Here is a 25,347-nt window from a genome sequence, read left to right as displayed (position 1 = left end):
AACCTCCATTACAGCACTACTGCCAAATTAGCGGATAATCATTCATCTCAATATCGGTTTTTCTAAATCCAAAGTCGAGGAATGGTAAACCACTTCCCCATCCTGTGTTCTCCCTTCAACTTTTATTCGAATCAATTTGACACCATAAGGCACTTTCACTTTGGCTTGATAAATCCCATCCTTAGTTTGACCATTAGGTTCCCAATAGATAGTGGGCTTTTTCTTTAGGTATTGGTCTGAGGGAGGGTTTTTGGGAAACTCCTGATATTCGGTAAAACCTGCAATATCGAAGATCTGAAAGCCTTCGGAATTGAATTTTCTATCGGAATCAGGTCCGGTTCTAAAGCCCTTTTTGGTCTCGATCATAATCACACCTCCATAGCCTAGCATACCAAAAATTGCTAAACTTATGGGATCAGAGTACACTTTGACTGACTCTAACTCTGAAGGCACTAGACCTTCTAAAATCTCACTTGGGTGTATAAAAGGAAACTTTTGCCCATCTAAAATAACCATTGGGGGACCGGTTTTTTCGCCAAAGTTATAATTGCTAAACAAACCCATAGATTGAAATACTTGCTCCCAAGTCGCCATTTTTTCCAATCTTTCCTGACCCATTTCTCGAGAAGGCGGACCATACCCATAATTCCGCTCAGCCATCGTCTCCCGAACTTTGACCTCTTCTTTCACAAATTCCTCCAAGAGAATATAATCTCCAGATACATCTAACAGCCTGTCTTCCTCTTTTATTAGTTCTGTAGTATAAGCATAACTTGGGATAGTCCGAGAAACTAAAGGTGCTTTTCTCGGGAAAATCTCCACAGACCCAAAAGGCCTCCGCTTCTCATCCATTGCAGCAATCGCAATCATGGAAGTATCCTGAAAATACAATCCTGTCGCCCAAAAATTCCCGGAAGAATCTGTCATCACCTGACCATAATCTTCCAAATCTCCGCGCACCACAGTGATTGGATTTATCAGGGGTTGCCGCTTATTGCTTGGAATAAACTTTCCCCGAATCGATATTCCATATTCGATCGAGCTGGAAAGCTCCGAATTAAAGTCATCCTCAAGCGGCTCATCCAACCAGTCCATTGCCTTTTCCAAAGAACTCAAGGAATCAACTTCCACTACTGCTTCTCCATCTACCAAGGATAAAATGAATTCGGTATCAATTGGATTTTGAAACTCATCCAAGAAATCCAACTTCAAATCCATCACCCGATAACTCAATGAATCACTAATCGAAAACTCAGGAATCATGGAAACCCCGCCGAATAAGGGCTCTGAATCGGTAGATTCAACTTTAGGTTGAAAACCTGGATTCATTATTATGATTGGAGTAATAAACTGGTCTTTCTGTCCAAAATTCTGATTCCAATGGGTATACCCCCTCAGCGCATAATCCTCCGGAGCCAATTCCGCCGATAAACTCATTCCACCGGAAATTTTCCCCTGTTCAATCGGAAATGTGGCCGATTGAATGATTTCAGCTTTGGAATTGATCAAGTCCACGTACAGCACCCTGCTAAGTGAATCGGCCAAAGTCTGATCTTGATACAGCATCTGACCACCAATCCAAGCAGTTTCACCGGGATAGAAATACGGTTTATTAGTTGTCAGCCAAGCCTTCTCCCGAAGCCTGTTTAATTTCAAGGCAGGACTTGTGATAACTTCAGTCTGAAGATTTTCTACAATGAAATTTTTATTTGGCTCAAAATCCAACGGTAAAGTTCGGGCAACCCGTTGCCTGCTCAAATATCCGGATAGTACTAATTGGGTTGGATTGATCAAAGTACCCCTAAGGTCTATGTCGTAATACCTCTCCGGTGCTTCGATCCAACTGATGGCATGATATACATTGGTGTAATAATCATTCCTCCAAGGCTTATCCAAATGGTGGATTTCCATCCTTCCAGGTAAAAAGACTCGATAAGTCCCATCTCCCATTGGTCTTCTTAATATCGAGTCTTTAGTAACTGAGACGATGGATTTATTCAATTCTTCATAAAAATCGTTGGTTCGCCTACGATCCATCTTTTCAGGCAAAACTTGATAGATACTGAAATGAATCGAATCCCTGCTATTGAGAAGTATGGATTGATTAAGATGGCGAAGAGAACTATGGTAGTCGTTTTCCCTTGCATTAATCCACTGTTCAGATTCTTGGGGATTTACAGTTTTGATGGGTTCATAAAAAACTTGTCCAAAAAACCGGGTACCGTTACGCATCACCCGGAAATCCTGGAGATAATAGGTTATATCGTATCCCAGTGCCTTGTTTTTGATCTTAAGAGGTTCTTGAGTTGTGGCTTGTAGGTAATTTGGGCCTTTGTTGGCTTTGACTTTTCCAAAGTCCAAAACCCATGGATTGAGAATCTCAATATCTGCTTTATAAGGATCGTCCGGCAATGCCAAAAATGCTTCTTCAAAACGTCGCAATTCCCGCTCCCAGGATTTATCTCGCTTTGCTTTAAGTTCAACTTCAGAAAGATTGGATTCATTGAAGGCGAGTTGGAATTCGATTTGAACCTCATTTTTTCCCCGAAAAGAAACTGTTTTCACTTCGGTCACATAGCCTACAAAAGAGGCAACCAATTCGATCTCATTTGAAAAATTACCGGAAAGTCTAAATTTTCCTTCCGCATCTGTTGCCACACCCTGAGTGGTATTGTTGATAAAAACATTTGCAAAAGGAAGTGGGAGTCCTGATCCTTTTTCCTTGACGGTACCGGTGATGGTTTGGGAAAAACTTAGTCCAGAGAGAAGAAAAAACCAAATGAAAAAGAATTGGCGCATGTAGGACTGTAATTTTGGGCTACTTGAATACTTAAAGTAAACTAAATAGATGATAGTCTGAGCTTTTTTAGATTAATTGAGAGAAAATAAATACTAAATCCTTGAAGATAGGATACCAATGGATCGCACCTACAGTGCTCTGATGAAAGATTCGCCACATTTCCCGTCATTGCATGCCTGGCTTCTAAAGGCTGTTTCTTTGGCACTCTTTTCAAAAGGATTACAAGGATTCGGTTTCCATTGTTGCACTTTGCGGTAAAAAACCGTCCGAACAAAACTGTCCGGTTTTAGTGCATTCATTTTAAGAAAACCCATTCTGTTTATCCTAAACATGGATTTTTATCCTTGGAATGTATTTTGAGTAATGCTAGTAAACCAATTTGACCATGCTGACCTTTCTTCTTTGGCTTATCCTCTTTATTATTTGTTGGCCTATCGCCATCGCCGCACTGATTCTTTATCCCTTTGTTTGGTTGCTTTTGCTTCCGTTTCGTTTGTTGGGTTTTGCGGTGGATTTAAGTTTTGATTTGGTCAGGAATATCTTTATGCTTCCCTTCCGCTTGGCAGGGGTAAAATAGGGCCCAAGAAATCCCCTGAAGCGGTAGCAGGAAAGTTCTACGCGGTGAACAGTAAAATGACAGCGGCAAATGCCGAGCTGTCTGGCCTGAAAGCCAGCTAGACATAAAGCCAATTTCCTGAGTCAATTTTAAAGAACTGCAATTCATCATTACCCCAAGGCAAAGTAGAAGGGTTTCAAAAACGAGAGTGAATTCATTTTTCCCTAATTTCCCAGCCAAATTCAACCCCTCTGCCTATGTCAGGATTTATTATCGGCCGAATCAAAAGTATCAGGTATGCCGTCAAGGGCTTATTCCTTTTGCTTGCCACCGAAAATGCTATTATTACCCAAAGCGTAATTGCACTGATTTTTGTGGGATTGGGCTTTTATTTGGATATCGACAGAGTAGAATGGGCCCTTCAAATCTTGGCTATTGGATTAGTCCTTTCGATTGAAAGCTTAAATACTGCCGTGGAAAAAGTCTGTGATTTCATCCATCCTGAACACCATGAGAAAATAGGATTTATCAAAGATATTGCTTCCGGAGCGGTGACATTTGCTGCTTTGACTGCATTTGCGGTCGCTGTACTTATTTATTCACCTTATTTGATGTAGATTTTGACATAAGATCTTTTTCAAAAAGAGAAATTTGAAAGGATTTTTCTTTGAAAACTCCACATAATCAGTCATTTTCGGACTAAATATTTTTTTCCCATGAACATCAAGCCTATTTTTCTTTCTCCATCTGCAGATATCTTAGAACCAAAGCTTACTAAAAAATTTACCAGCTTAAGTAACCTGATTTTTGCTGCCGGAAAACATTCTCTTCCTGATTCCCTGGTACTCCAAATCAATCATGAAATTGAAAAAATAGGAGTATTTCCGGGCACGACCGCAGAAACAATCAAGAAGCTTGACCATGTTCAAAAAGATCTACTAAAGAGACTTGAAAAAGATCACCAACTCGTTCCCAAAAATCATTTTCGCAATTTGTGGATGATTGTAGGAATGTCGGCCTTCGGGTTGCCCCTGGGTGCCGCTTTAGGCATGATGGTGGATAATATGGCGCTACTTGCCCTTGGACTACCCATCGGATTGGCTATTGGTGTAGCATTGGGTACTTCCTTGGATATGAAAGCCAAAAAAGAAGGAAGACAGTTGGATTTTAATGTGACCTAAAGTCAATTCTTCACTGATGTATAAATGATTTTTTTGATCTGATTCTCCAGATTAGGCATCTTTTAATTTAATCCACCAAAACTGACCGATTACACTCAAGTTTTGACTGAAAACAGGAAAGTCCGACATACCGAATCCGATAACTTCGTCTAAAACTTGAATCAATTCAACCTAAATAACCAAATCCAGTTTTTGACATGTCAAAAATCACCCAAGCACTTATAAGCCTTTTAGCTTTAACCCTGATGGCTGGCTGTAATCAATACAAGCCATCCCAAACCGTCGATTTGGCAGAGCTAAACGCATACTTCTCTACAGAAGGAATTGAAATCGATAGTCTTGGTGCAGACAGCACCGAATTGATCCTCACAAATTTTGCCGGACCGGATCTAGTCCCAAGCCCTTCCTGCTTGGCTGTAGCGGCTACCGGTGAGGTGTATGTCGGAGTAGATATGATCGGCTCTTTGGGGAAAACTCCAGGTAAAGGAAGCATCGTAAAGCTCGTGGATAATAATCACGATGGCATTCTTGATTCTCATACTGAATTTGCCAAAGTCGATAACCCTCGCGGGATAATTGCAATGGGGGATCAAGTGTTTGTGCTGCACACTGTTTTCGGAGCGGATAGCCTGGCACAGGGAATGGACTTGGTGGTATTTGAAGACAAGGACAAGGATGGCGTCGCAGATGGCCCTTCCAAGTCGCTAATTACCAATATCAGTACTCAAAATCAACTTCGAAGCCGAGGAACAGATCACTCGACCAATGGCATTCGCATGGGCATCGACGGTTGGATTTATATCGCAGTTGGTGATTTTGGATTTGTGGATGCCGTAGACCGTGAAGGCACCAAACTGACCATGTTAGGCGGTGGAATTGTCCGTGTAAGACCTGATGGAACGGAAATGGAGGTTTACACCCATGGTACTAGAAATATCTATGATGTCGCCATTGATCCATTCATGAACATCTACACCCGCGGCAATACCAATGACGGTGGTGGTTGGAATATCCGTTTTATCCATCATATTCAAAGTGGAGAATACGGCTATCCAAGCTTATTCAAACATTTCACGGACGAAATTCTTCCTGCATTGGTGGATGTGGGTGGAGGTTCCGGCACAGGAAGTTATTTCATGGACGACAGCCGATGGCCTGACAAATACAATCAGGTCCCAATGATGGCGGATTGGGGGAAAAGTCAACTGTATATTCATCGTGTAACAATGGATGGACCCAGTTTTACTCAGGCCGATGAAAACTTCATCAGACTACCACAAATCACTGATGTGGATGTAGACGGATCCGGAACCATGTACCTCGCAGCTTGGGATGGTGCTGGCTACCGGGGTAATCCCGAAAAAGGCTATGTGGTAAGAGTGGTCCCAACCAATTGGGCATATGAAGCCTATCCGGACTTAAAAAATGCATCCGTAAAAGAATTAGCTGAACTGGTAAAAGCCAGAAACTCCGTCACCCGACTCGATGCACAGCAGGAATTATTGAAACGATCTACGAATGAAGCTTCTGAAGCCGTACTTAAAGTTGCTCAAGATACCTCTCTCCCACTTGATTCACGTGTAGCCGGAATATTCACCTATGCACAGCTTACCTGCTCCGATGGAATACAAGAATTAATCAAACTTACCGAAGAGGATAAGGTCCGTGAGTTTGCACTTCGAGCTATAGCTGATCGGAAAGGCTGTCTTGATGCTGTTCCTGTAGACCTTTTCATTGCCGCTGCAAAAGATGCAAATCCGAGAGTTCAGGCGGCAGCAATAGTTGGTTTGGGAAGACTGGGTGATCTTAAAGCCAGCAAAGTCCTTCTGGAATTTCCAGTTCCGGCTTCTGCTCGCATCCCTTCGAAAGACACCGAAGGCCCACATGCTACCCCGAATTCGGAAATCATCCTCCCCCATTTGGCGGTCAAGGCATTGGTAGAATTAAAGGCGGTGGATGCCACGGTGAAAGCTATCGACTCCAAAAATTACAAATTGGCGCTTTGGGCATTGCGCTATATGCATGATCCCAAAGCTTTGGATGGACTGCTGGCTGCTTATGAAAAAACAGATGATTCAGCTAAAAAAGCTGAAATACTGAGCACCATTTCCAGACTTTATCAAAAAGAAGCACCTTACGACGGAAGCTGGTGGTGGGGAACCCGTCCTGATACACATGGTCCCTACTACAAAGCAGAAAATTGGGAAGCTTCTGACAGGATCAAAAACTTCCTGTTAGCCCAAGCAAACAGCGCTGAAGGATCTCAAAAATCAATCTTTGCGGTTCTGAATGACCGCCTGCGACTGGGAATCGTAGAACTCGGAACCGAAACTGCTGCCCCGGCAATTGAAGAGGCAGGGATAGACCTGGAATCCATCAAAAACAAAAAGGGCCAAGTAGGTGCATCATCCATCGAAGATGTGGTATTGGCAGTTGCCGATTTGAAGGGAGATCCAGTTTTAGGTAAAAGTCTCTTTGTCAGCCAAGGATGTCTTGCCTGTCACAGCATCGAAAAAGGTCAGCCCTTGAAAGGTCCGTTTATGGGGCAGATAGGATCGATCATGAACCGGGATCAGATTGTCGAGTCAATTTTAAAACCAAACGCTTCGATTTCCCAAGGTTTTGCTTCGATCCAAATCACTACGAATGACGGGAAATTCTACATGGGCTTTGTCACCGCTGAGACAGCTCAGGAGCTGAGCATACGCGATATCGCCGGAAATGCGACCAAACTGGAAAAGAAAAACATCAAAGAGCGGAAAGAATTGGAAAACTCCATGATGCCTGCCGGATTGGCTAATTCACTTTCCTATGAGGAATTGGCATCTTTAGTCACATATTTATCTCAGCAGAAATAATTCAGGCTGATCACCTCATAGGAACCGAAAAGCCGGAAAACTCCGGCTTTTTTGGTTTTGACCAATTTTTAAAAATTTATTCCCTAAGGGGTTTGAAGTCAAATCATTTTTTCTGAATTCAGAGATTGATGAATTTTTGGAATAAAATTTTAAATTCAAAGCCCAAACCACTGCCTATGAATAACTTATCGAACCACCGCACTTCCTTTTATTTTTATTTCAATCTATTCATCCTGATCCTTGCCATAGGAGGATTTGTAATAAATGCACTTGTTCATCCTGATACGCTTCCCCCTGCCTCAGCTCTAGTTTATATCCACGGGGTGATCATGTTTCTTTGGTATATTCTGATCGTTGTCCAATCCAATTTGGTCAGATCAAGGAAAATTTCTCTTCATAAAAAGCTTGGAAAAAGCAGCCTTCTTCTTGCACTGGGAATTGTAATCACTGGTATCTGGATGAGTATGGCCCACTACAGCAGACCGGATGGATTCCTATTCAGCACGATTAATATGTTCATCTTAATCAATTTTATCATCCTCTATTCATTGGCATTGATTAATCGTCATCAGTCGGAATTTCATAAGAGGTATATGACTTTTGCGAGTCTTGCAGCTGTTTTTCCTGCTTTGGCAAGAATTATTTTAGGATTAAACCTCAATGAATACTTATCAGTCCCACTTTGGATTTTACTCGTGCTGGTAATGGGTGTTTTTGATCTTAAGAGTCAGAAAAAAATCCATCCAGCTACTATAATTGGATCAGCTTTAATTTTTCTTGGTATTGCCCTAATTCTCGTTCTGATGGAAAATGCGGCATGGAAAGAGTTTTTGGATCGACTGATGAGTTAGTCATTATTGCAATTCTGTTAGGAGCCAAATCTTATTAGGTTTCACCTAGACTTCCCTCCGCTGCGGGCAAGCCGCTCGGCGTAGGTTAGTTTTGTTTTACGCTTTGATCATTTCAAAATTCCTTTTCTTCGTCAAAGAAAAAAGCGCATTTTAACAAAATGAAGCCCAAAACTTATTTGGTGAAAATCCTTTTGCTCCTCCTGGTTTTTTCTTGCAATTCAAAAAGTTCAGAATTAGAACAAAATTCCAAACCTAAAGCCAAGGAATTCTTTGTGGTTCCGGGGGAAGATGAATCTATCGAACCCGAAATTATCAAGAAAGGAGAAGTCCTTGTTGCCTATTCGGATTGCTACCATTGTCATAAAGAAGAAGGCAAATTCAAAGGCCCCTCATTCGCTGATATTGCCAGGCGCTATCCCATGCAGCAAGCTTATATTGATCTTTTGGCTCGAAAGATCATTTCGGGAGGTTCGGGTACTTGGGGCTATCCCGTAATGAGCTCCCACCCCAAATTATCACTGGAGGACGCGAAAATTATGGTTACTTATATTCTTTCACTTGAGAAAAGTAAATCCTAATCAAAACTCAAAAATTTCCGAATTTTAGACTTTAATTAAGCCCGATAAAACAGCGTATCAATGCCAAAATTATTCACATTTATCCTTCCTATTTTTCTTCTTCTTGGATTTACAGGACCTAAAAATCAAAGTCCCGTACAAATCGAATTAGTAACCAATTATGGAACGATTATCCTTCAGCTCTCTGACCAAACACCCCTACATCGGGACAATTTCATCAAACTCGTGGAAGCCGGAACCTACGATAGTTTACTTTTCCATCGGGTGATCAAGGGTTTTATGATACAGGGCGGGGATGTTCAAGGCAAATATGCAGATTCGGTAGCCAGATTGGGCAGCAGTGATCTCCCCTATCAGATTCCGGCAGAGATTGTTCCCGGACTTTTTCATAAAAAAGGTGCCTTGGCAGCCGCCCGGACAAACAATCCCCAGCGGGCATCCAGTAGCACGCAGTTTTACATCGTGCAGGGTAAAGTCCAAAATGACAGTCTTCTCAATCACAATGAAGGCCGGATCAACCAAATGCTTGCCCGTCATTATGGAATCAATGATCCAGCCCATAAGCCCCTAATCGATTCTTTGGAAAAGGCCCGGATTGACAAAGACACTGCTTTGGTGCAAGGGCTCAATACCCGGTTAAATGGAATTTTGGCAAACTACCAGAATTATGAAAAGTATCAAATCTCCGAATCTCAGCGAGAAGTCTACAAAAGTATCGGCGGCACGCCGCATCTTGATCAAAACTATACTGTGTTTGGAGAGGTCAGTTCAGGCTTGGAAGTGGTCGATTCAATTGCAGCCGTAATGACTAACAGACAGGATCGACCGGTCACCGAGGTAAGGATTCTCAGCATGCGACTCCTGACAAAAAAATAATTACATGATTTTGAAATTGAGTTTAACTATTGCCTAACTTCCTGAAAGTTGAAAATCAAAACATCACTGTAAACATACATTCACATGGCAAAACAACCAGAAGGCAAAAAGAAAGACGACAAATCTAAAGCCACCAAAACATTAAAAGAAAAGCGTGCCGACAAAGCCGCAAAGAAAGAAAGTAAAAAGCGGGATTGAGCTCTCTGCTCAATTAATCGCATACAGAATTTATAATATAAAAGGCAGGCTAGTCCTGCCTTTAATATTTTGAAATATGTATGTCCGCTTTCTTGCCAGTAGCAAAATAAAATAAGGTTTGAAGTTCCAAAAAACGAGCTGTGGACTGTTGACAGTCGTCTGTGGACGATTATCCGCAACTTTATATAGCCTAATCTTTCTTACTGGCAGGATTGCGGATAATCAAATTTTGAAAAGATCAGAATCACTTATCCTTACAAAGGATCTGTTTTTTTATTGAATTTTGCTTAAATCACACAAACCTGAATTGGAACTTCTAATTATTTTAATGCTTGTATTGCTCAATGGCATCTTTGCTATGTCAGAGTTATCCCTAGTTTCAGCACGCAAATTCAAACTGGAAAATGCAAAGCGTCGAGGTAGTTCTAATGCAAAAATGGCCTTGGAACTCTCAGAAAACCCAACCAAGTTTTTGTCTACAGTCCAGATCGGAATTACACTAATTGGAATATTGCTCGGAGTGTATTCCGGTGAAAACCTCACTACAGATTTGGCAGTAAAAATTGCATCAATCGAATTTTTGGCTCCCTATGCAAGTCCGATTGCAACTGGCCTAATTGTTCTTCTGGTAACCTACCTCTCGATTGTATTCGGAGAATTGTTCCCTAAACGGCTTGGAATGACTTTTCCGGAGCCAATCGCAATGTTCGTTGCCAAACCGATGAGATTGCTTTCCAAAATCACCGCACCATTTGTATGGCTACTTTCAATTTCCAATGATTTTCTCCTCACCCTCTTTGGTATCAAACACACTACCGAATCCAAAGTCTCGGAAGAGGAAATCAAAGCAATCATTAAAGAAAGTGCAGAAGGCGGAGAGATCACTGACATCGAACAGGATATTGTAGAGCGGGTTTTTGAACTCGGTGACAGACGGGTAAATACACTTTTTACCCATCGCACAGAATTGGTTTACTTTGACCTTTCAGATAGTTGGGAAGAAATCCGTACCAAAATCAACACTGAAAAGCATTCGGCCTATCCCGTTTGTCGAAACAATGATTTAGACAACATTATCGGAATGGTCTTGGTCAAAGATTTATTTGCACCGGGTTTGGAGCAAAATTTTGAAATACGAAAAGTCTCCCGCAAACCCCTGTTTATCAACGAAAATTCATTTGCCTACCAAGTAATGGAGCTTTTCAAAAAAGAGCGGATGCACTATGGCATTGTAATCGATGAATATGGCAGCACCATGGGGATCGTATCAATGGACGATGTATTGGATGCCTTGGTAGGTGATTCCAGTGATTCAGATCAGGAGGAATATCAGATAACCCAACGGGACGAGAAAAGCTGGCTGGTGGACGGGCAATATGCCATGATTGATTTCGTCAAATATTTTGATCTGAATATACTCTTAAAAAATAAGGGATTCACAACCGTGGCCGGTTTGATGATACACAAGTCCGCAAGTATTCCTGAAGTTGGCGATCGGGTAGTCATTGAAAACTTCGAATTGGAAGTGGTCGACAAAGACGGACAGCGAATTGATAAGATTATGGTGACGAGGATTTCAAGTTGATACCAATCTCTCTATCAAACAATCCTATCCCAAAATTTCAACTCATTTTTTTAGCCAGACTTTGCCAAAGTAGTAATCGGCCTTTCCAAAATCGGGACCATCTCGGAGCGCACTTCAGCAAAAAGCTTTCGGATCCGGCAGGTTTCCTCATCCGTACATTCGGGGCAAGATTCATAGAACCGCTCCGAAATACAGGGAATCAGCGCAATCGGACCATCCATGGCACGCATGACTTGCGCAATGCTGATCATTGACGGATCTTTTGCCAATGCGTACCCACCCTCTGCACCCCGCACACTTTTGACCAATTGATGGGTTTTGAGATCACGGAGGATGTTTTCCAAGAATTTATAGGGGATGGTTTCCCGTTCTGAAATCAATTTGGCCGAAGCAGGAACAAGCTCCGGATGATCTTGTAAGAAAAGAATGGTTTTAATCGCGTATTTGGCTCTTTTGGATAGCATAGGTTATTCTTAGATCCTGCCAAAGTACAAAAAAAGAAAGCTTTTAGGGCGAAATGCCAACAGGAAAATCTCCCAGAAATCCTAAACCAAAACATAACCTCAATAAATGGTACTTAGCTAAAAAGAAAATAAGCTATCCCCAACGTGATTAATACATTAAATCCCTGAGCAATCAAAAAGGCAAAAAGTGGCTTTTGATTACTTTCCTGAATCAAGTCTTTGAAATTGGTTTCCAAACCAATCGCGGTAAATGCCAAGGCAAACCAAAGGTTCTGAAAGCTTTTCAGCCCTCCCTTTACCTCATTGTAGATTTCAGTTTCGATGAAAAAGGAAAAGAGTATAGACGCTCCCAAAAATCCCAGAACAAACTTGGGAAACCGATCCCAAATCACACCTAAAGTGGGCTTTTCGTAATGCTGACCTTCCGGGGTTTGGGTGTAAGTCCAGTAAACAGAAATTGCAAAAGCAGCGATTCCCAGCAGAACGTTTTGAGAGAATTTGACAATCGTACTGATCTGAAGTGCCTTTTCTCCAACTAAGGATCCGCTGGCCACCACCGCACCGGAAGTATCGATACTTCCACCCAGCCAAGCGCCGGTCACTTCCTGAGACAATCCCATCCATTCCGCTGCAAGCGGCATCAAAAGCATCATCGGAATGGCAGTAATTAGCACCATAGAAATCACATACGACAACTTTTTGGGATCTCCGTGAATGGCCCCTGAAGTAGCTATGGCTGCAGATACACCACAGATGGAAACCGCAGAGGAAATCATCATTTGGAGTTCCTCATCGACTTTGAGCTTTTTGCAAACCCAGAAAGCAAAATACCACACCGAAACCACCACCACTAAAGCCTGGATTAAGCCCAAGCTTCCTGCTTTCAGAATATCACCGAAAATGACACTTGCCCCAAGTAGAACAAGTCCGATTTTGACAAATAGCTCTGTCGCCAGGTTTTTCTTAAACCATTCGGGGAGGTTAAACAAATTCCCGATCAACAAGCCAAAACTCAAACTGAAAATCACCGCTTCCAAATTGAACTGACGGGCTACCCCACTTCCCGCTACCAACAAAGCCAATTGCGTCAATAAAAAAACACCCAGAAAAGTAAATGCAAAGTGCTGGATTTTCTTCCCGATCAAAACTGCCGCTATGGAAGAAAATACCAATACCAGTACCAATTGGGCAAGAAGACGGAATATATTCTCAGAATTGGAAATGATGCCCAGAAATTCAGGACCAGTAGTCCAATTGTAACTTGGAGAAGATATATTAAACAGGAACAAAACCGTCAAAATCACTCCGCCTCCAGCTAAAACTGATGCCCAGTCTTCGTTGATAGGCCAGTTTTTAAGAGTTGAGGACTCTTTCGGCACCTGTAACTTTTCCATCTTTAAATAAAAGAAGCTTGATTCAAAAAGTGAAGTTTTTTTCTAAGTTGGATACAGAATTTACCTATTATGTCCCTCTGGTTCCTTCTCTCCTACCTCAATTGCGATAGGAAGCCGATTCACTTTAGGGGGGATCGGGCAAGTAGCAAATACAGTAAAGGCACAGGGTGGATTGTAAGAGTAATTAAAATCAAGACTCGTAGTGCCACTTTTATCAGGATAATTGACGTGCAGGTAACGACCGGTAGGGTATGTTTCAGTCTCGTTGGTTAAATCAGAAAAAATTACAAACAATTTCCCCGAATCCTCTAAGGCTGTTAATTCATAAGATTGGCCATCTAGCTGAAATTTCAATATCCCCATGACCGTCCATTCAATCACCTGACCAAGGACATTTGTAATATTGATGGTTTCATTAAACTTAGGAACGAAAAAAGCCTCTACAGCAAATGCTGTGTTGTAATCAAAATAGGGAATAGGTTGAAATTTGGCCAAGCCCGGATGCTGCAAATCCCTCAGTCGCATCGCAAACTGCCCTCCCCTGTTAATTACAGTCCATTTCCAATGGTCATGGTAAACTGCCCCATTACCGTAGTCTTTTACAGGATATTGGAGCGTTTTTTTAACCAATTTCAACTTACTCTTTCGGACAATTTTCGGATTAAAATTAAACCAAACTGAATCCTTTGTGAGGTCAAAAAAACCAACATTATTTTCCCCTCTAACTGAAGACAAAATCAAATTATCCTTATCAACTCGATTGAGGTATACATGCTCCAAATCTATCCAAAGTAATCCAGCTAGATTTATCCAACCATCTTCTGCGACAAGTTCTGAATACCTGTCTTTTTTCCATTGCTCATGATCTTCAACCTGAGAAAAACCCACCGTGATAGACAGAGTCATGAGCGTAAGCAAAAGGATTTCCCGTTTCATTTTTATCTGGTACTATAGTCCAAAGGTAAAGAAAGACAAGAGAGTCTGAAACAGACCCCCTTGTACCCATTAACATTAAACCCTGTCTGTTGATTAACCAATCCTATCTTTTATTCAATCTTTTCAAACAAATAGCCAAAGTCTTCCGGACCCCACAGCTGTTTACCCTCTTGCGACCATCCCCTGTCCCGGGATATAAGAAATTCTTTGGTCAGATAGCTTTCATTTGTGAAAACTTGAGCTCCTTTAAATGAGTTTTGACAACCTCCATCTGGTGTCTTTCCTACAAAATTGCCTGAGAAGTCAACTTCAAATAAGATGTCACAATATTTTGCATCCAAGGCGGAGGGAGAAAATCGCTCAATAGGAAAAGGACGTTCCTCCCCATCCAAAAAAATATCTTTGTTTTCAAAGGTGTAGTTTCTGGAGATGATTTTTCCATCTTGCTCGAAAACCTTCAATACAGCGGTACGATAAGGAACTTCTCTTTGGTGGTATGCTGCCTGCTCCAAGTAAAACCAAGCTCCATCGCTTCGGTCTTTCCAGATAGGTTTGATAGTCAGGATCACATGCACACGAGATGGATTTTCGCTAGCCATTCGCTCAGAGGAATAGGTACCTGCAAATCTACCCAAAAACTTTTGCAAGAGATCCGACTGAGCGCTCGCCTGCATCGGTACACTGAGTACAATCAGAAAGACCAAGCCGGTCAGACAAAAGCAGATTTTCTTCATCATCCCTCAGCTACCAATTGATCCACCAAGGAATTGAACTCTTCCTTAAACTGTTCAAAATGAACTCCTGTAGCAGGACCTGCAAATCCGGTGTGTATTTTCCTTACTTTCCCTGCTTTATCTATGAATACGGTTGTTGGAAAAGACCAAACCTGATTCAAAGCAGGAAGCTTTTCCGCAGCAGCCTTTTTATCGGCTTTTCCTGCAAATAGAACATCATATGTAACTCCAAACCGCTTGGAAAACTTTTCAAACCTGGATTGGGCAAATGCCAGATCATCTTTTTGCTCAAAACTTAAGGCAATCACTTCCACACCACGATCCTTATTTTCTTCATACCAAGGCCCCAGAAACGCTGATTCATCCATGCAGTTTGGACACCATGTTCCCATAATGGTTACTATTTTAACTTTGCCTTTATACTTATCATCACTCAGGCTTACTGGATTTCCACTTAGGTCCGGGAAAGAAAAGTCCAAGGTTTCGTATCCTTCTTTGAGAAATGTCAGAGAATAAGCGTCTGGAGGAGCTGCCTGACTGTCTCTTTTTCCAAAAAATTTCCTGGTAGCAAATATCCCCCCAAATGAGCCTGAAAGTGAATCTTTCCCTTCAAATTGAAGATCCAAAAGCGAAGCAGCACCGCCGGAAAAAGAGGAGAGTTTTAATTTCCCATCCTTAATCTGCCCTTCCAGAAACCGATAATCACCGGTTGTAGTCAGAATAGTTCCGGTGACTCTACCAGATTCGTTTTTGAATTCGGCCACTGCGGGAGTAATTGAACTGTCGGCATTGATCAGATTCACATTCCATTTTCCTGTAGGATCAAACTCCGACGAAGTAATCTCCTCAGGAATCCAAAACCGGAACTCCTCATCAGGATGAGCTTCAAAGCTAAGCTTACGGTCAGAATCTGAATTTCTTGACCAATATCCCGACAACTTATTGCTATCCCTGATTACTGTCAATCTTGAATCATACACCTCTACAGGAAAAATAAGTGTGTCACCTGATACGATTACCGAATCTGCCACAAAGTGATCGGAAGCATTTCGGTAAGTAAGGACTGGAGAAGATCCTAAATAACTAATAGTAAAGTTAAATGGAATTTCCTTGCCATTTTCAGAAAATACCCCACGCCAATTTCCTTCAGCAATCCTTGACTGAGGTGCAGAACAGGATGTCAAAAGCGCAATTAGCCCAAAAATTATAGCGTGCCAATTCGATTTCAACAATTGGATGATTGCTGATCATTCTGCAAAAATAATTTATTTCATATTTATTATACCAATTTAGTATGAATTATTATTTTTGAAAGATCAAATGGCCGAGAGGGTAGGCAATGGTCTGCAAAACCATGTACGGGGTTCGAATCCCCCTTTGATTTTTTAGTGCTTGATCAATTTGAAATCAAATAAGTAACCATACCAAAGATGGCACTGACTCCGATCCAAGCTAACATATTAATTTTGAACCGATACAATGCAAAAAATGAGACAACTGTCCAGGCAATGGCCAGATAGTTTGGTTTCCCAGCCAATTCCGTCGGAAAAAACACACCTTTTCCCAGGTAAATGGTAAGGTTAAGCACTACTCCTACCACTGCTGCGGTCACGATTGCAAGTAGGGATTTTAGTTGCTTGTTTTCCCTTGTCAACTCAATCCATGGGGCACCTGCCAACACAAACAGAAAGCAAGGAAGAAAAGTGAAATAAGTGGTCGTCAACAAACCCAATGTGCCCATCAGAATCGAATGTTCAAAGCTGTTATAACCAGCCATGAAACCCACAAAGACCAAAACCATAATCAAAGGTCCCGGGGTTGTTTCTCCCAAAGCCAACCCATCTAGCATCTGAAAACTATCCAACCAGTGGTACTTTTCGACACTAACCTGAGCAACGTATGGCAATACAGCATAAGCCCCTCCAAAAGTGACTAAAGCCGCCTGAGTAAAAAACAGGGATATCGTTTTCCAGAATTGAAAATTATCCGAAATGACCAAAAACAGCAAAATCGGAATAATCCATAACACAATCCCTACCGCCAATTGCCGCGGGATGGTTTTCCAAGGATTTCCGGATTTTTTTCGTGGACTGAATTCATTGATAAAATAGGATTTCTCCAATTCCTCATCCATTGTTTTGGATTTTCCGGATCCAGCTTTTGGAATCCACCCCACCTTTTGAAAAACAAAAGAAAGTATCACTGCTCCAAGTATGATCAATGGAAAGGGAATATTCAGAAAGAAAATCAGTGCAAAGGCAATTATAGCCACTCCATAGTGAAAATAACTAAGCAGAGATTTTTTTCCGATTTTAATCAAAGCCACCACCACAATTGCAATCACTGCCGGCTTCAATCCCTCAAAAATCGACTCCACCCATGGAATTTTTCCAAAAGTCACATAGACAATACTCAAGCCCAATAGAATCAGCAGAGAAGGTAAAATAAATAGCAATCCCGCTATCAACCCCCCTCGAGTCCCATGAAGTAGCCAGCCTAAATAAGTGGCAAGCTGCTGGGCTTCAGGCCCCGGCAATACCATGCAGTAGTTTAGCGCATGAAGAAATCGGGAGTCGCTGATCCACTTTTTCTTAGCGACCAAATATTCGTGCATGATGGCGATTTGGCCGGCAGGCCCTCCAAAACTAATGAATCCCAGTTTAAGCCAAAATCGGGTCGCTTCGCCAAGGGTTGGCTTTTTCGGCATCCTATTTCTTTCCATGAAACTTATAACCTATGCCTATTGAACCCTGCCAAAAATCAGCTCTGTCAAAATGAAAAAAAGATGAAAAGAGAACAAAGTTTTTAACGTCAACTCTGGGCCCTACACCCAATCTGGCTCCTGATTTACTCTCTTTGACATAAACAGAAGGAAAGGCCCCTACCCCAACTTTTATTTCTTGAGCCACCCGCAGCATCAAGGTTGGCCCACCGATATTGACGGAAAAGAAGTTATCAGCAAAGCTCATACCCAACATTCCCTCCAGTCCAACTTTAAAATTGGAGTGTTCGTTTTTACTTTCCTGCGCTACAGTAAAACCGCAAATTCCAAATACCAACATTCCAATAATTACATATTTTCTCATGACCTAAGGATAATTTTTCAACAAAAGAGCAATTCTATTTCACCTCAGGCTAGAAGGATATTTACCTTTGGTATCGATTTTACTTTTATTTTGATTTTTTTTGAAGATGGTTGGAGTGCACCCTTTTACTTGCTTGAAAATCCTGGTGAAATGACTTTGATCCGAAAACCCCGTCAAATACGCAATTTCGGTAAGCGAATAGTCTGAGGTTAAGATAAGTTCCTCGGCTCGCTCGATCCGCTTGACCCGGATGTAATCCCCATAATTCATATCCTCAAAATGTCTTGAAAATTCCCTAGATAGATAACTGGGATTGATTTGAAGCACTTGCGCAACTTGGTTTAGATCCAAAGAAAACAGGGAATCCAAGTGGTCTTGAATCAACTCTTTAAGTTCTTTCACCCATTTGGGCTTGGAACCTTGATTGATTTTTTTTCAGACAAAAATTTCTGGTAAACTTCATGCAGCTGCTTCTCAAATGGGCTGTTTTCCAAATGTCGGGTTTTTGAAATATGCTTTAAAAAAAAATACAACCCATCATATAGCTGAAAGCCTAAGTTCAATAGGGCATGATCGTCTGGAATGGTATGCGATAATCCAGAGAAAATGGCAAAAAGCCCCGCAGCTTCAGGGGCCAAATCATGCCGATCCGTATCTGCTCCACGCACTATTGAAGCAAGTTTCACTAGTGGCGGGTCTGTGAGATTAAATTTTTTAATGATATAGTCAAAAGTACATTCTTCCCTGTAATGGGTATATTCCACTTGAGGTATGTCAAATGGGATAGCAGAAAGTTCCTCAGCTTTTTCCAACACTTTTTCGGCGGGGAAAAAGAAAAATTCAGCCTCTAAATCAATAAACCGCTTGATCAGCCAAGGACTGGCTATCCGGTCAATTTTCGGGTTTTCTCGGGTGATCCACTTCATTTTTTTGATAACATTCAAAATATAAACCCCTCAAATATTCCTTTTTTTAAACTTCTTGAAAAAAAAAATTAAAAAATCATTTAGATATCCAAATGAAATATATATTTGCCGATAATTCCTACCAAACTGATAGGGATTATAGATTTAACAGAGATTACAACTCAGACCTATAAAAATGTTTATGAAGAAAACGCTACTCAGTTTCCTTGCGAGTTTTGCATTGTTTAGCCTCGCCATAGCCCAAACCGAAATAAAAGGGCAAGTAAATGATGCGACGGGTCAACCGCTTATTGGTTCCACTGTTTTGATCAAAGGAACCAATATATATGCATTGACCGACGAAAATGGAGAATTCTCACTCCAATCGCCGGGCTCATATCCCGCAAGACTTCAAGTCAATTTTGTGGGGTTCAAGGAATATAGTCTCAACCTGGCATCGGCACCATCAGAATCACTAGTGATCCAATTGGTCGATGATCTGGAATTGGAAGAAGTCCTGATCACTGCACGAAGAAGATCTGAAGAAATCCAAAAAGTGCCAATCCCAATTTCCGTAATTGGCGGGCCCAAAATCGAGGAATCGGGATCCTTCAACGTCAATCGGGTCAAGGAACTGGTACCCACGGTACAGCTCTACTCCTCCAATCCACGAAATACCACGCTGAATATCCGCGGATTGGGTTCAACCTTTGGCTTGACCAATGATGGGATTGATCCCGGGGTCGGTTTTTATGTGGATGGTGTATATTATGCCAGACCGGCGGTGACTGCGATGGATTTCATCGATATCGAACAAATAGAGGTTTTGCGTGGCCCTCAGGGAACACTTTTTGGAAAAAATACCACTGCTGGTGCATTCAATATCTCTACTCGTCTTCCAAGCTATACTACTGGAGGAACTGTAGAATTGAGCTATGGTAATTTTGGATTTGTTCAGGCTAGAGCATCTGTGACAGATCCTTTATCCAAGAAACTAGCCGCAAGAGCTTCATTCTCGGGAACTCAGCGAAATGGTACTATTGAAAATGTTCGCACCGGGAAATTCATAAATGACATGAACAATCTTGGATTCAGAGGACAATTACTTTACAATCCTAACAGCAAAGTTGAAATTATCCTTGCAGGGGATGTTACTTCCCAGCGTCCTGATGGCTATGCCCAAGTAGTGGCTGGTGTGGTTGAAACCAAGCGTGCTCCTTACCGACGCTTTGAGCAAATTATAGCTGATTTGAACTACGATTTACCAACAAGAAATGCATTTGACCGAAAAGTCGATCACGACACACCTTGGAGATCAAACAACGATTTGGGAGGAATTTCATTGAACGCGGATATTCAATTGGGAGAAGGAACCTTGACTTCCACTACTGCTTGGAGATATTGGAATTGGGGTCCGTCCAATGATCGGGATTTTACAGGATTACCCGTACTGACACTTTCGCAGGCACCCTCGCGCCATGATCAGTTTTCGCAGGAAATCCGATACGCTGGAGATTTTTCCAAAAAGCTCAGCGGGGTTTTTGGAGTATTCTACCTGAGTCAAAATCTCAAAACCTCCCCTTACCATACCGAAGAATCAGGAAGTGCTCAATACCGATTTTCCCAAAGCACCACCAGTGCACTATGGGCTACTCCCGGGCTACTTGAAGGATATGGAATACGGACCACTTCTACGTTGGAGTCTGTAAGTTCGGCAGTTTTTGGCCAATTGGATTGGGCGATCACCGAGAAACTCCATTTCCTGCCTGGAATCCGATTCAACTATGACAAAAAAGATGTCGATTTCAATCGGGTAACTTACGGTGGCTTGGAAACAACTGATCCTGCTTTATTAGCGATCAAGCGTTCAGTTTATTCCCCACAGAGTTTTGTTGCCAATGTGGAAGATCAAAACTGGTCGGGCCAGGGCACTTTGGCTTATCAGTTCAATACCAAAATCAATGCCTTCGGAACCTTCTCCACCAGCTACAAGCCTGTAGGGATCAACTTGGGAGGATTACCTACTGCCGCAGGCCAACCATTGCTGGAATTAGCCGAAGTAAAACCGGAATTTGTAAAACATTATGAATTTGGCTTAAAAACCTCACCAACTAAGGGATCTACGTTAAATCTGGTTTTCCATAACACCAACATCGAGGATTATCAGACCCTCGTGCAGACTGCTGAGGTTGGTGTCAACCGTGGCTACTTGGCCAACGCCGAGGAAGTTCGGGTACTCGGCGTAGAGTTGGATGGAAGCGTGCGAATCAGCCCTACATTCTCATTGAATGCGGCCCTAGCCTACACAGATGCTATTTATGTTTCCTTCACAAATGCACCGGTTCCTCTGGAAGAGACCGGCGGAGAATTTGCATTCAAGGATATCTCGGGAGGAAGACTTCCCGGTGTATCCAAATGGGCAGGTTCCTTTGGTGGGGAATATTCAAAATCAGCCCAATTCTTCGGTAAATCCGGTAATTTCTTCATTGGTTCAGATGTGTTCTTCAGGTCTGAATTTTCATCCAGCCCCTCTCCTTCTCAGTTTCTAAATGTAGATGGTTATGCATTGGTCAATGCAAGGACAGGATTTCGAGTGAAAGAGGGGTTTTCGGCTTTCATCTGGGCCAGAAATTTATTGAACAAAGACTATTATGAGCAGCTTTTGCCAGCCGCCGGTAATGCCGGCCACTATGCCGCCGTTTTGGGTGATCCGGCGACTTATGGACTTACTTTAAAATATGCATTTTAAAAATAAAAATGGGCTTATTGTTAATTGAAAGCCGGACTGTATTTAGTTCGGTTTTTTCCCCTTTCAAAAAATTTTCTGAAATCATTTACCATAGTCTTTTCATTATGAAGAGATCATAATCAACCTCTTCCGCAAAACTTCAGGATTATGATTATCAGATTTCTGTATATCCGCTTTCTTACCAGTAGCCATAGGAAATAAGGAAGAAGTCCGATGAGACGAGCTGTGGACTGTGGACGGTCGTCTGTCGACGATTATCCGCTTTTTGCAATTTCAATTTTAGCAAACTGGTAGAATTGCGGATAATCATAATCAGATTTCTTAAATTTTTCCTTTTTTTGGAAATAAGACAAAACTTAAACCAGTAAAAAAATGAAATTTCGAAAGATCTTAGTATTGCTGTTTGCCGTTTGTTTTTTTCAATCCTCATTTGCTCAGGAAACGGCTTCCAATGAAAATGGAAAATGGCAGGTCGGTCTGGAAGGTATGCTTGGTGTATCCTTTGGAAAAAACTTTTATTCAGTTAATGTTGGTGGTCCAGCATTGTTTCTTACGCTTACCAAAGATCTAAAAATTGGAGTTGGTGCTTTACCTTCACTGTATTCTCTCGACGGTAAACTTGGAGCTAGACTTGGCGTGTCACCTCGTATTGATTACAAAAACCTTGTACTGATCGCCCCTTTTTTCCATCGCGATACAGCGGATGAGTGGATAGGATCAATTGGGATTGGCTACAAATTTCATCGTAAAACCAACTGAGTCAGTTCAAAAAATATTGAGTTTAAGGATTAAAATCCTGTCAAAAAATCGCCAAATAAAATGTCCGAATACTCAGAATAATAATCAAAATCCCTACGGCAACCATTAAGTACTTTGGCTTGATTAGTTTACATATATAAGCTGCAAAAGGAGCAGCAATGATCCCACCCAAAATCAAACCCAGAACCGGAGCGAGGCTAAGCTCTTTCACAAAAAACAAAAAAGTGGATGCACTGGCCAAGGACACAAAAAACTCCACAAAATTACCTGTCCCTATTGCATAACGGGCAATTTTCCCCTTGCTCAGTAGGGTACTGTTTACAATTGGGCCCCAACCTCCCCCACCGATTGCATCTGCAAAACCGCCTGTGGTAGCCAAAACCGGAAGGCTTCTACTTTCACGATTGAATTTGGTTGCATGGTGGCTTTTTCTGGCTTTTCTCAAGATCACAACACCCATCACCAACAGGTAAACGGCAATAACTGGCTTAACCATGTCTCCATCGACATTGGACAATAGAAATGCGCCAATCATCGATCCAATAACTCCTGGAATCAAGAGTTTCTTGGCAAGTTTCCAATCCACATTTCCCATTTTCCAGTGGGAGATCCCAGAGGCCAAACTTGTAAAAACCTGTGCAAAATGTACCCACGCTGAGGCTGAAGCGGGAGGAATCCCAATTCCCAAAAGAATCGAATTGCAACTTACCCCATAGGCCATTCCAAGTGCTCCGTCAATACTCTGAGCTACAAACCCCACAAGCAAAAACCAAAGGAACATTTCAGTATCCAATTCCCAGCTTTTGATTGACTGGGTGAGTGTCTGTGTGACCATCAGGAAAAAAATCATAGCGGCAAAGGCAAAGAACATGGTCCAAAAAGGTTCAGTCTTGAGCCTTAGAATAAGTTTCTGCATGGATTTTATAGGTTGATAAGCGAATATGCCCCAAAAGTAAAACTTAATCTATATTTCCTACCATTTTTATAGGAATAAATAAATTAAATATTGACAGAACTATCTATCCAACCTTAAAAGAATAGTGAATTATTTCAAAAAAATAAGCGGGTTTAAACCAATATTCTACGAAATCTATCAATCCTCTATGGAAAAAAGTACTTCTTTACCAGTAACTCCAAATGGTGCTGAATTAAAGCAACTTGTGATGGAATGTCATGACATCCGGCCCAAAAGAGTTATTAAATTTGCTTACTGGCAGAATAGCGTATAATCATATATCTTAATTCATAATCAAACCATCTTGGTCTTCCACTTTCCTTTCTTAAAGAAATAAAGCGAAACTAAAGCATGAAAGGAATGGCAAAAAGCAATGGCAATAAATATCCCGAGATACTTCAAGCCCATCGGAAATGCAAGAAAGTAGGCCAAGGGAACTTCCATGGCTAGGAGGACACCGGTATTGATCCAAGCCGGAGTTTTGGTATCACCTGCCCCATTAAATGCCTGAGTGAGGACCATCCCAACCGCAAAAAACACATAACCAATCGATATTACCCAAAGTCCCTGCGCAGCGATCTCTTGTACCTCTGGGATATCCGTGAAAAACCCTGCAAGCTGCTGACTGAATAGTAGATAAATACCGGTCACCGAAGCCATGAAAATCACATTGTAGCGCGTGGTCAGCCAAACGGCTTTTTCGGCACGATCGACCTCTTTTGCTCCCAAATTTTGTCCAACCAAAGTAGCCGCAGCACCGGATAGTCCCCAGGCCGGTAAAATCGTGAAAATCAACACCCGAAAAGCAATCGTATACCCAGCCAAAGCTGCTGAACCAAACTCTGCATTCATTCGGGTTAATGCGACCCATGAAATCGAATCTATCAGGAATTGCCCCATTCCTCCAAGGGAAAGGTCAATGATCTTCTTTATAGTTTCCCACCTTACCAAGAGATTTCGACCTAGGATTTTCAGCTTATGCTTACCATTAAATAGGTGATAAAATTGATAAACTACGCCTATACTTCTTCCAAACGTAGTGGCAATAGCAGCTCCATCCAATCCAAAGCCAGCCCAAGACCCAATTCCGAAAATCAATAGTGGATCAAGAATAATATTAAGTCCATTGGCTATCCAAAGTGATCGCATAGCCAAATGTGCCTGACCCGCTCCGCGGAAAGCTCCATTGATCAAGAAAAGCATCATGATCGCTGTATTTCCAGCAAAAACAATTCTCGCATAGTTGGTACCCGACTTCACGACGGCTTCTTCGGCACCCATCACCCGAAGCAAGTCTTCGGCAAAAAACCATCCTCCTACTCCTAGAAATATTGAAATGATCAATCCAACAATCAAGAGTTGGAATGTAGCTGTACCTGCCTCTTAGTACTCTTTTTCTCCAAAACGTCTTGCAATCAATGCTGTGCCAGCCATACTGATTCCGAAGCCGATCGCATAAGTCAATACGATGACGGATTCGGTCAGGCCAACCGTGGCGATGGCATGCTCGCCCAGTTTAGCGACAAAGAAAATATCGACCACCGCAAAGGCTGACTCCATCATCATCTCCAAGATCATGGGAATCGCCAAAACAAAGATTGCCGTCTTCAATGGAAGACTGGTAAAATCCTGTTCCTTTCCGAGAATTGCTTCTTTGATGAGTTGCCAGGTCATTGGATTGAAAAATTAGAAGATGGGATGATTGGAAAATTGGAAAATTGAAATAGTTGGAGATTTCTTAATTGGAAAATTGAAAGATTAGAAGAACTTGTCCGCCGTGGCTGCATGGAAGATTTACTTTGATCCGCATCAAAGCGATGAGAGATGGAATGAAAATCAGGATGCAAAAAAACAAAAAAAACCGCGATTTGCGGTTTTTTGA

The 25,347-nt window shown here is 41.8% G+C and carries 21 protein-coding genes, 1 tRNA gene and 1 pseudogene; 11 read left to right on the top strand and 12 right to left on the bottom strand.

The window, feature by feature from the left end; translation table 11 throughout:
* Positions 1 to 42 precede the first annotated feature (42 nt).
* A complete protein-coding gene (locus tag BLQ81_RS02450; RefSeq protein WP_092728369.1) occupies positions 43 to 2,799 on the bottom strand; it encodes a carboxypeptidase-like regulatory domain-containing protein in 2,757 nt (918 codons plus the stop codon).
* Positions 2,800 to 3,185: 386 nt separating this feature from the next.
* Between BLQ81_RS02450 and BLQ81_RS02440 the strand changes: the two genes are divergently transcribed.
* From BLQ81_RS02440 to BLQ81_RS02405, 8 genes are all read left to right on the top strand, one after another.
* Positions 3,186 to 3,377 (top strand): hypothetical protein, encoded by a 192-nt coding sequence (locus BLQ81_RS02440; protein ID WP_092728367.1) that lies wholly within the window; start codon positions 3,186 to 3,188, stop codon positions 3,375 to 3,377.
* A 236-nt stretch (positions 3,378 to 3,613) separates the two neighbouring features.
* Positions 3,614 to 3,973, top strand: coding sequence for a diacylglycerol kinase (locus tag BLQ81_RS02435; protein WP_092728366.1), 360 nt, complete (start codon positions 3,614 to 3,616; stop codon positions 3,971 to 3,973).
* Positions 3,974 to 4,072: 99 nt separating this feature from the next.
* Complete coding sequence (locus tag BLQ81_RS02430) at positions 4,073 to 4,537, top strand: hypothetical protein (RefSeq protein ID WP_092728365.1); 465 nt, start codon at positions 4,073 to 4,075, stop codon at positions 4,535 to 4,537.
* Positions 4,538 to 4,734: 197 nt separating this feature from the next.
* Positions 4,735 to 7,395, top strand: a complete 2,661-nt coding sequence (locus tag BLQ81_RS02425) for a DUF7133 domain-containing protein (protein ID WP_092728364.1) — start codon at positions 4,735 to 4,737, stop codon at positions 7,393 to 7,395.
* A gap of 176 nt (positions 7,396 to 7,571) precedes the next feature.
* Complete coding sequence (locus BLQ81_RS02420; protein ID WP_092728363.1) at positions 7,572 to 8,246, top strand: hypothetical protein; 675 nt, start codon at positions 7,572 to 7,574, stop codon at positions 8,244 to 8,246.
* Between the two features lie 158 nt (positions 8,247 to 8,404).
* Positions 8,405 to 8,824 (top strand): c-type cytochrome, encoded by a 420-nt coding sequence (locus tag BLQ81_RS02415; RefSeq protein ID WP_245693137.1) that lies wholly within the window; start codon positions 8,405 to 8,407, stop codon positions 8,822 to 8,824.
* A gap of 60 nt (positions 8,825 to 8,884) precedes the next feature.
* Positions 8,885 to 9,700 carry a peptidylprolyl isomerase gene (locus BLQ81_RS02410; RefSeq protein ID WP_092728362.1) on the top strand — a complete coding sequence of 272 codons (816 nt, stop codon included), beginning with the start codon at positions 8,885 to 8,887 and terminating at the stop codon, positions 9,698 to 9,700.
* A gap of 505 nt (positions 9,701 to 10,205) precedes the next feature.
* On the top strand, positions 10,206 to 11,483 hold the full coding sequence (locus BLQ81_RS02405; RefSeq protein WP_092728361.1) for a hemolysin family protein: 1,278 nt from the start codon (positions 10,206 to 10,208) through the stop codon (positions 11,481 to 11,483).
* Between the two features lie 50 nt (positions 11,484 to 11,533).
* On the opposite strand, the gene BLQ81_RS02400 is transcribed toward BLQ81_RS02405, so the two are convergent.
* The 5 genes from BLQ81_RS02400 to BLQ81_RS02380 all read right to left on the bottom strand — a co-directional run bounded on the left by BLQ81_RS02400 (position 11,534) and on the right by BLQ81_RS02380 (position 16,240).
* A complete protein-coding gene (locus tag BLQ81_RS02400) occupies positions 11,534 to 11,947 on the bottom strand; it encodes an RrF2 family transcriptional regulator (protein ID WP_092728360.1) in 414 nt (137 codons plus the stop codon).
* Between the two features lie 113 nt (positions 11,948 to 12,060).
* The gene (locus tag BLQ81_RS02395; RefSeq protein WP_092728359.1) at positions 12,061 to 13,341 is read right to left on the bottom strand and encodes a YeiH family protein; all 1,281 of its coding nucleotides are present in this window, start codon (positions 13,339 to 13,341) and stop codon (positions 12,061 to 12,063) included.
* A gap of 60 nt (positions 13,342 to 13,401) precedes the next feature.
* Positions 13,402 to 14,277: a DUF1684 domain-containing protein gene (locus BLQ81_RS02390; RefSeq protein WP_092728358.1), complete on the bottom strand. Its 876-nt coding sequence runs from the start codon at positions 14,275 to 14,277 to the stop codon at positions 13,402 to 13,404.
* A gap of 110 nt (positions 14,278 to 14,387) precedes the next feature.
* Positions 14,388 to 15,011 carry a chromophore lyase CpcT/CpeT gene (locus tag BLQ81_RS02385; protein WP_175454153.1) on the bottom strand — a complete coding sequence of 208 codons (624 nt, stop codon included), beginning with the start codon at positions 15,009 to 15,011 and terminating at the stop codon, positions 14,388 to 14,390.
* Positions 15,011 to 16,240: a peroxiredoxin family protein gene (locus BLQ81_RS02380; RefSeq protein ID WP_217636638.1), complete on the bottom strand. Its 1,230-nt coding sequence runs from the start codon at positions 16,238 to 16,240 to the stop codon at positions 15,011 to 15,013. The genes BLQ81_RS02385 and BLQ81_RS02380 overlap by 1 nt, the downstream gene beginning before the upstream one ends.
* 85 nt (positions 16,241 to 16,325) lie before the next feature.
* On the opposite strand from BLQ81_RS02380, the gene BLQ81_RS22175 reads away from it, so the two are divergent.
* A tRNA-Cys gene (locus BLQ81_RS22175) sits at positions 16,326 to 16,395 on the top strand.
* Positions 16,396 to 16,407: 12 nt separating this feature from the next.
* Here the strand turns inward: BLQ81_RS22175 and chrA are convergent.
* From chrA to BLQ81_RS22595, 4 genes are read right to left on the bottom strand one after another with little or no spacing between them, the layout of a single operon-like run.
* Positions 16,408 to 17,733, bottom strand: a complete 1,326-nt coding sequence (gene chrA / locus BLQ81_RS02375; RefSeq protein ID WP_092728355.1) for a chromate efflux transporter — start codon at positions 17,731 to 17,733, stop codon at positions 16,408 to 16,410.
* Positions 17,720 to 18,097, bottom strand: coding sequence for a hypothetical protein (locus BLQ81_RS02370; protein ID WP_092728354.1), 378 nt, complete (start codon positions 18,095 to 18,097; stop codon positions 17,720 to 17,722). The genes chrA and BLQ81_RS02370 overlap by 14 nt, the downstream gene beginning before the upstream one ends.
* A gap of 39 nt (positions 18,098 to 18,136) precedes the next feature.
* Positions 18,137 to 18,499, bottom strand: coding sequence for a helix-turn-helix domain-containing protein (locus tag BLQ81_RS22600; protein WP_245693136.1), 363 nt, complete (start codon positions 18,497 to 18,499; stop codon positions 18,137 to 18,139).
* Positions 18,496 to 19,023 carry a chromate resistance protein ChrB domain-containing protein gene (locus BLQ81_RS22595; protein WP_245693135.1) on the bottom strand — a complete coding sequence of 176 codons (528 nt, stop codon included), beginning with the start codon at positions 19,021 to 19,023 and terminating at the stop codon, positions 18,496 to 18,498. Before BLQ81_RS22595 ends, BLQ81_RS22600 begins: the two co-directional genes overlap by 4 nt.
* A 181-nt stretch (positions 19,024 to 19,204) precedes the next feature.
* Between BLQ81_RS22595 and BLQ81_RS02360 the strand changes: the two genes are divergently transcribed.
* Positions 19,205 to 21,751, top strand: coding sequence for a TonB-dependent receptor (locus BLQ81_RS02360; protein ID WP_092728353.1), 2,547 nt, complete (start codon positions 19,205 to 19,207; stop codon positions 21,749 to 21,751).
* A 372-nt stretch (positions 21,752 to 22,123) separates the two neighbouring features.
* Positions 22,124 to 22,510, top strand: coding sequence for a hypothetical protein (locus BLQ81_RS02355; protein ID WP_092728352.1), 387 nt, complete (start codon positions 22,124 to 22,126; stop codon positions 22,508 to 22,510).
* A gap of 40 nt (positions 22,511 to 22,550) precedes the next feature.
* Here the strand turns inward: BLQ81_RS02355 and BLQ81_RS02350 are convergent, their stop codons facing one another.
* Both BLQ81_RS02350 and BLQ81_RS02345 read right to left on the bottom strand, forming a co-directional pair.
* On the bottom strand, positions 22,551 to 23,426 hold the full coding sequence (locus BLQ81_RS02350) for a sulfite exporter TauE/SafE family protein (protein WP_092728351.1): 876 nt from the start codon (positions 23,424 to 23,426) through the stop codon (positions 22,551 to 22,553).
* Between the two features lie 333 nt (positions 23,427 to 23,759).
* Positions 23,760 to 25,043: pseudogene (locus tag BLQ81_RS02345) on the bottom strand (MATE family efflux transporter).
* Positions 25,044 to 25,347: the final 304 nt, after the last annotated feature.

The sequence above is a fragment of the Algoriphagus alkaliphilus genome, from assembly GCF_900103735.1.
Taxonomy (GTDB): Bacteria; Bacteroidota; Bacteroidia; order Cytophagales; family Cyclobacteriaceae; genus Algoriphagus; species Algoriphagus alkaliphilus.
This window is presented reverse-complemented; position numbering and strand designations above follow the sequence as displayed.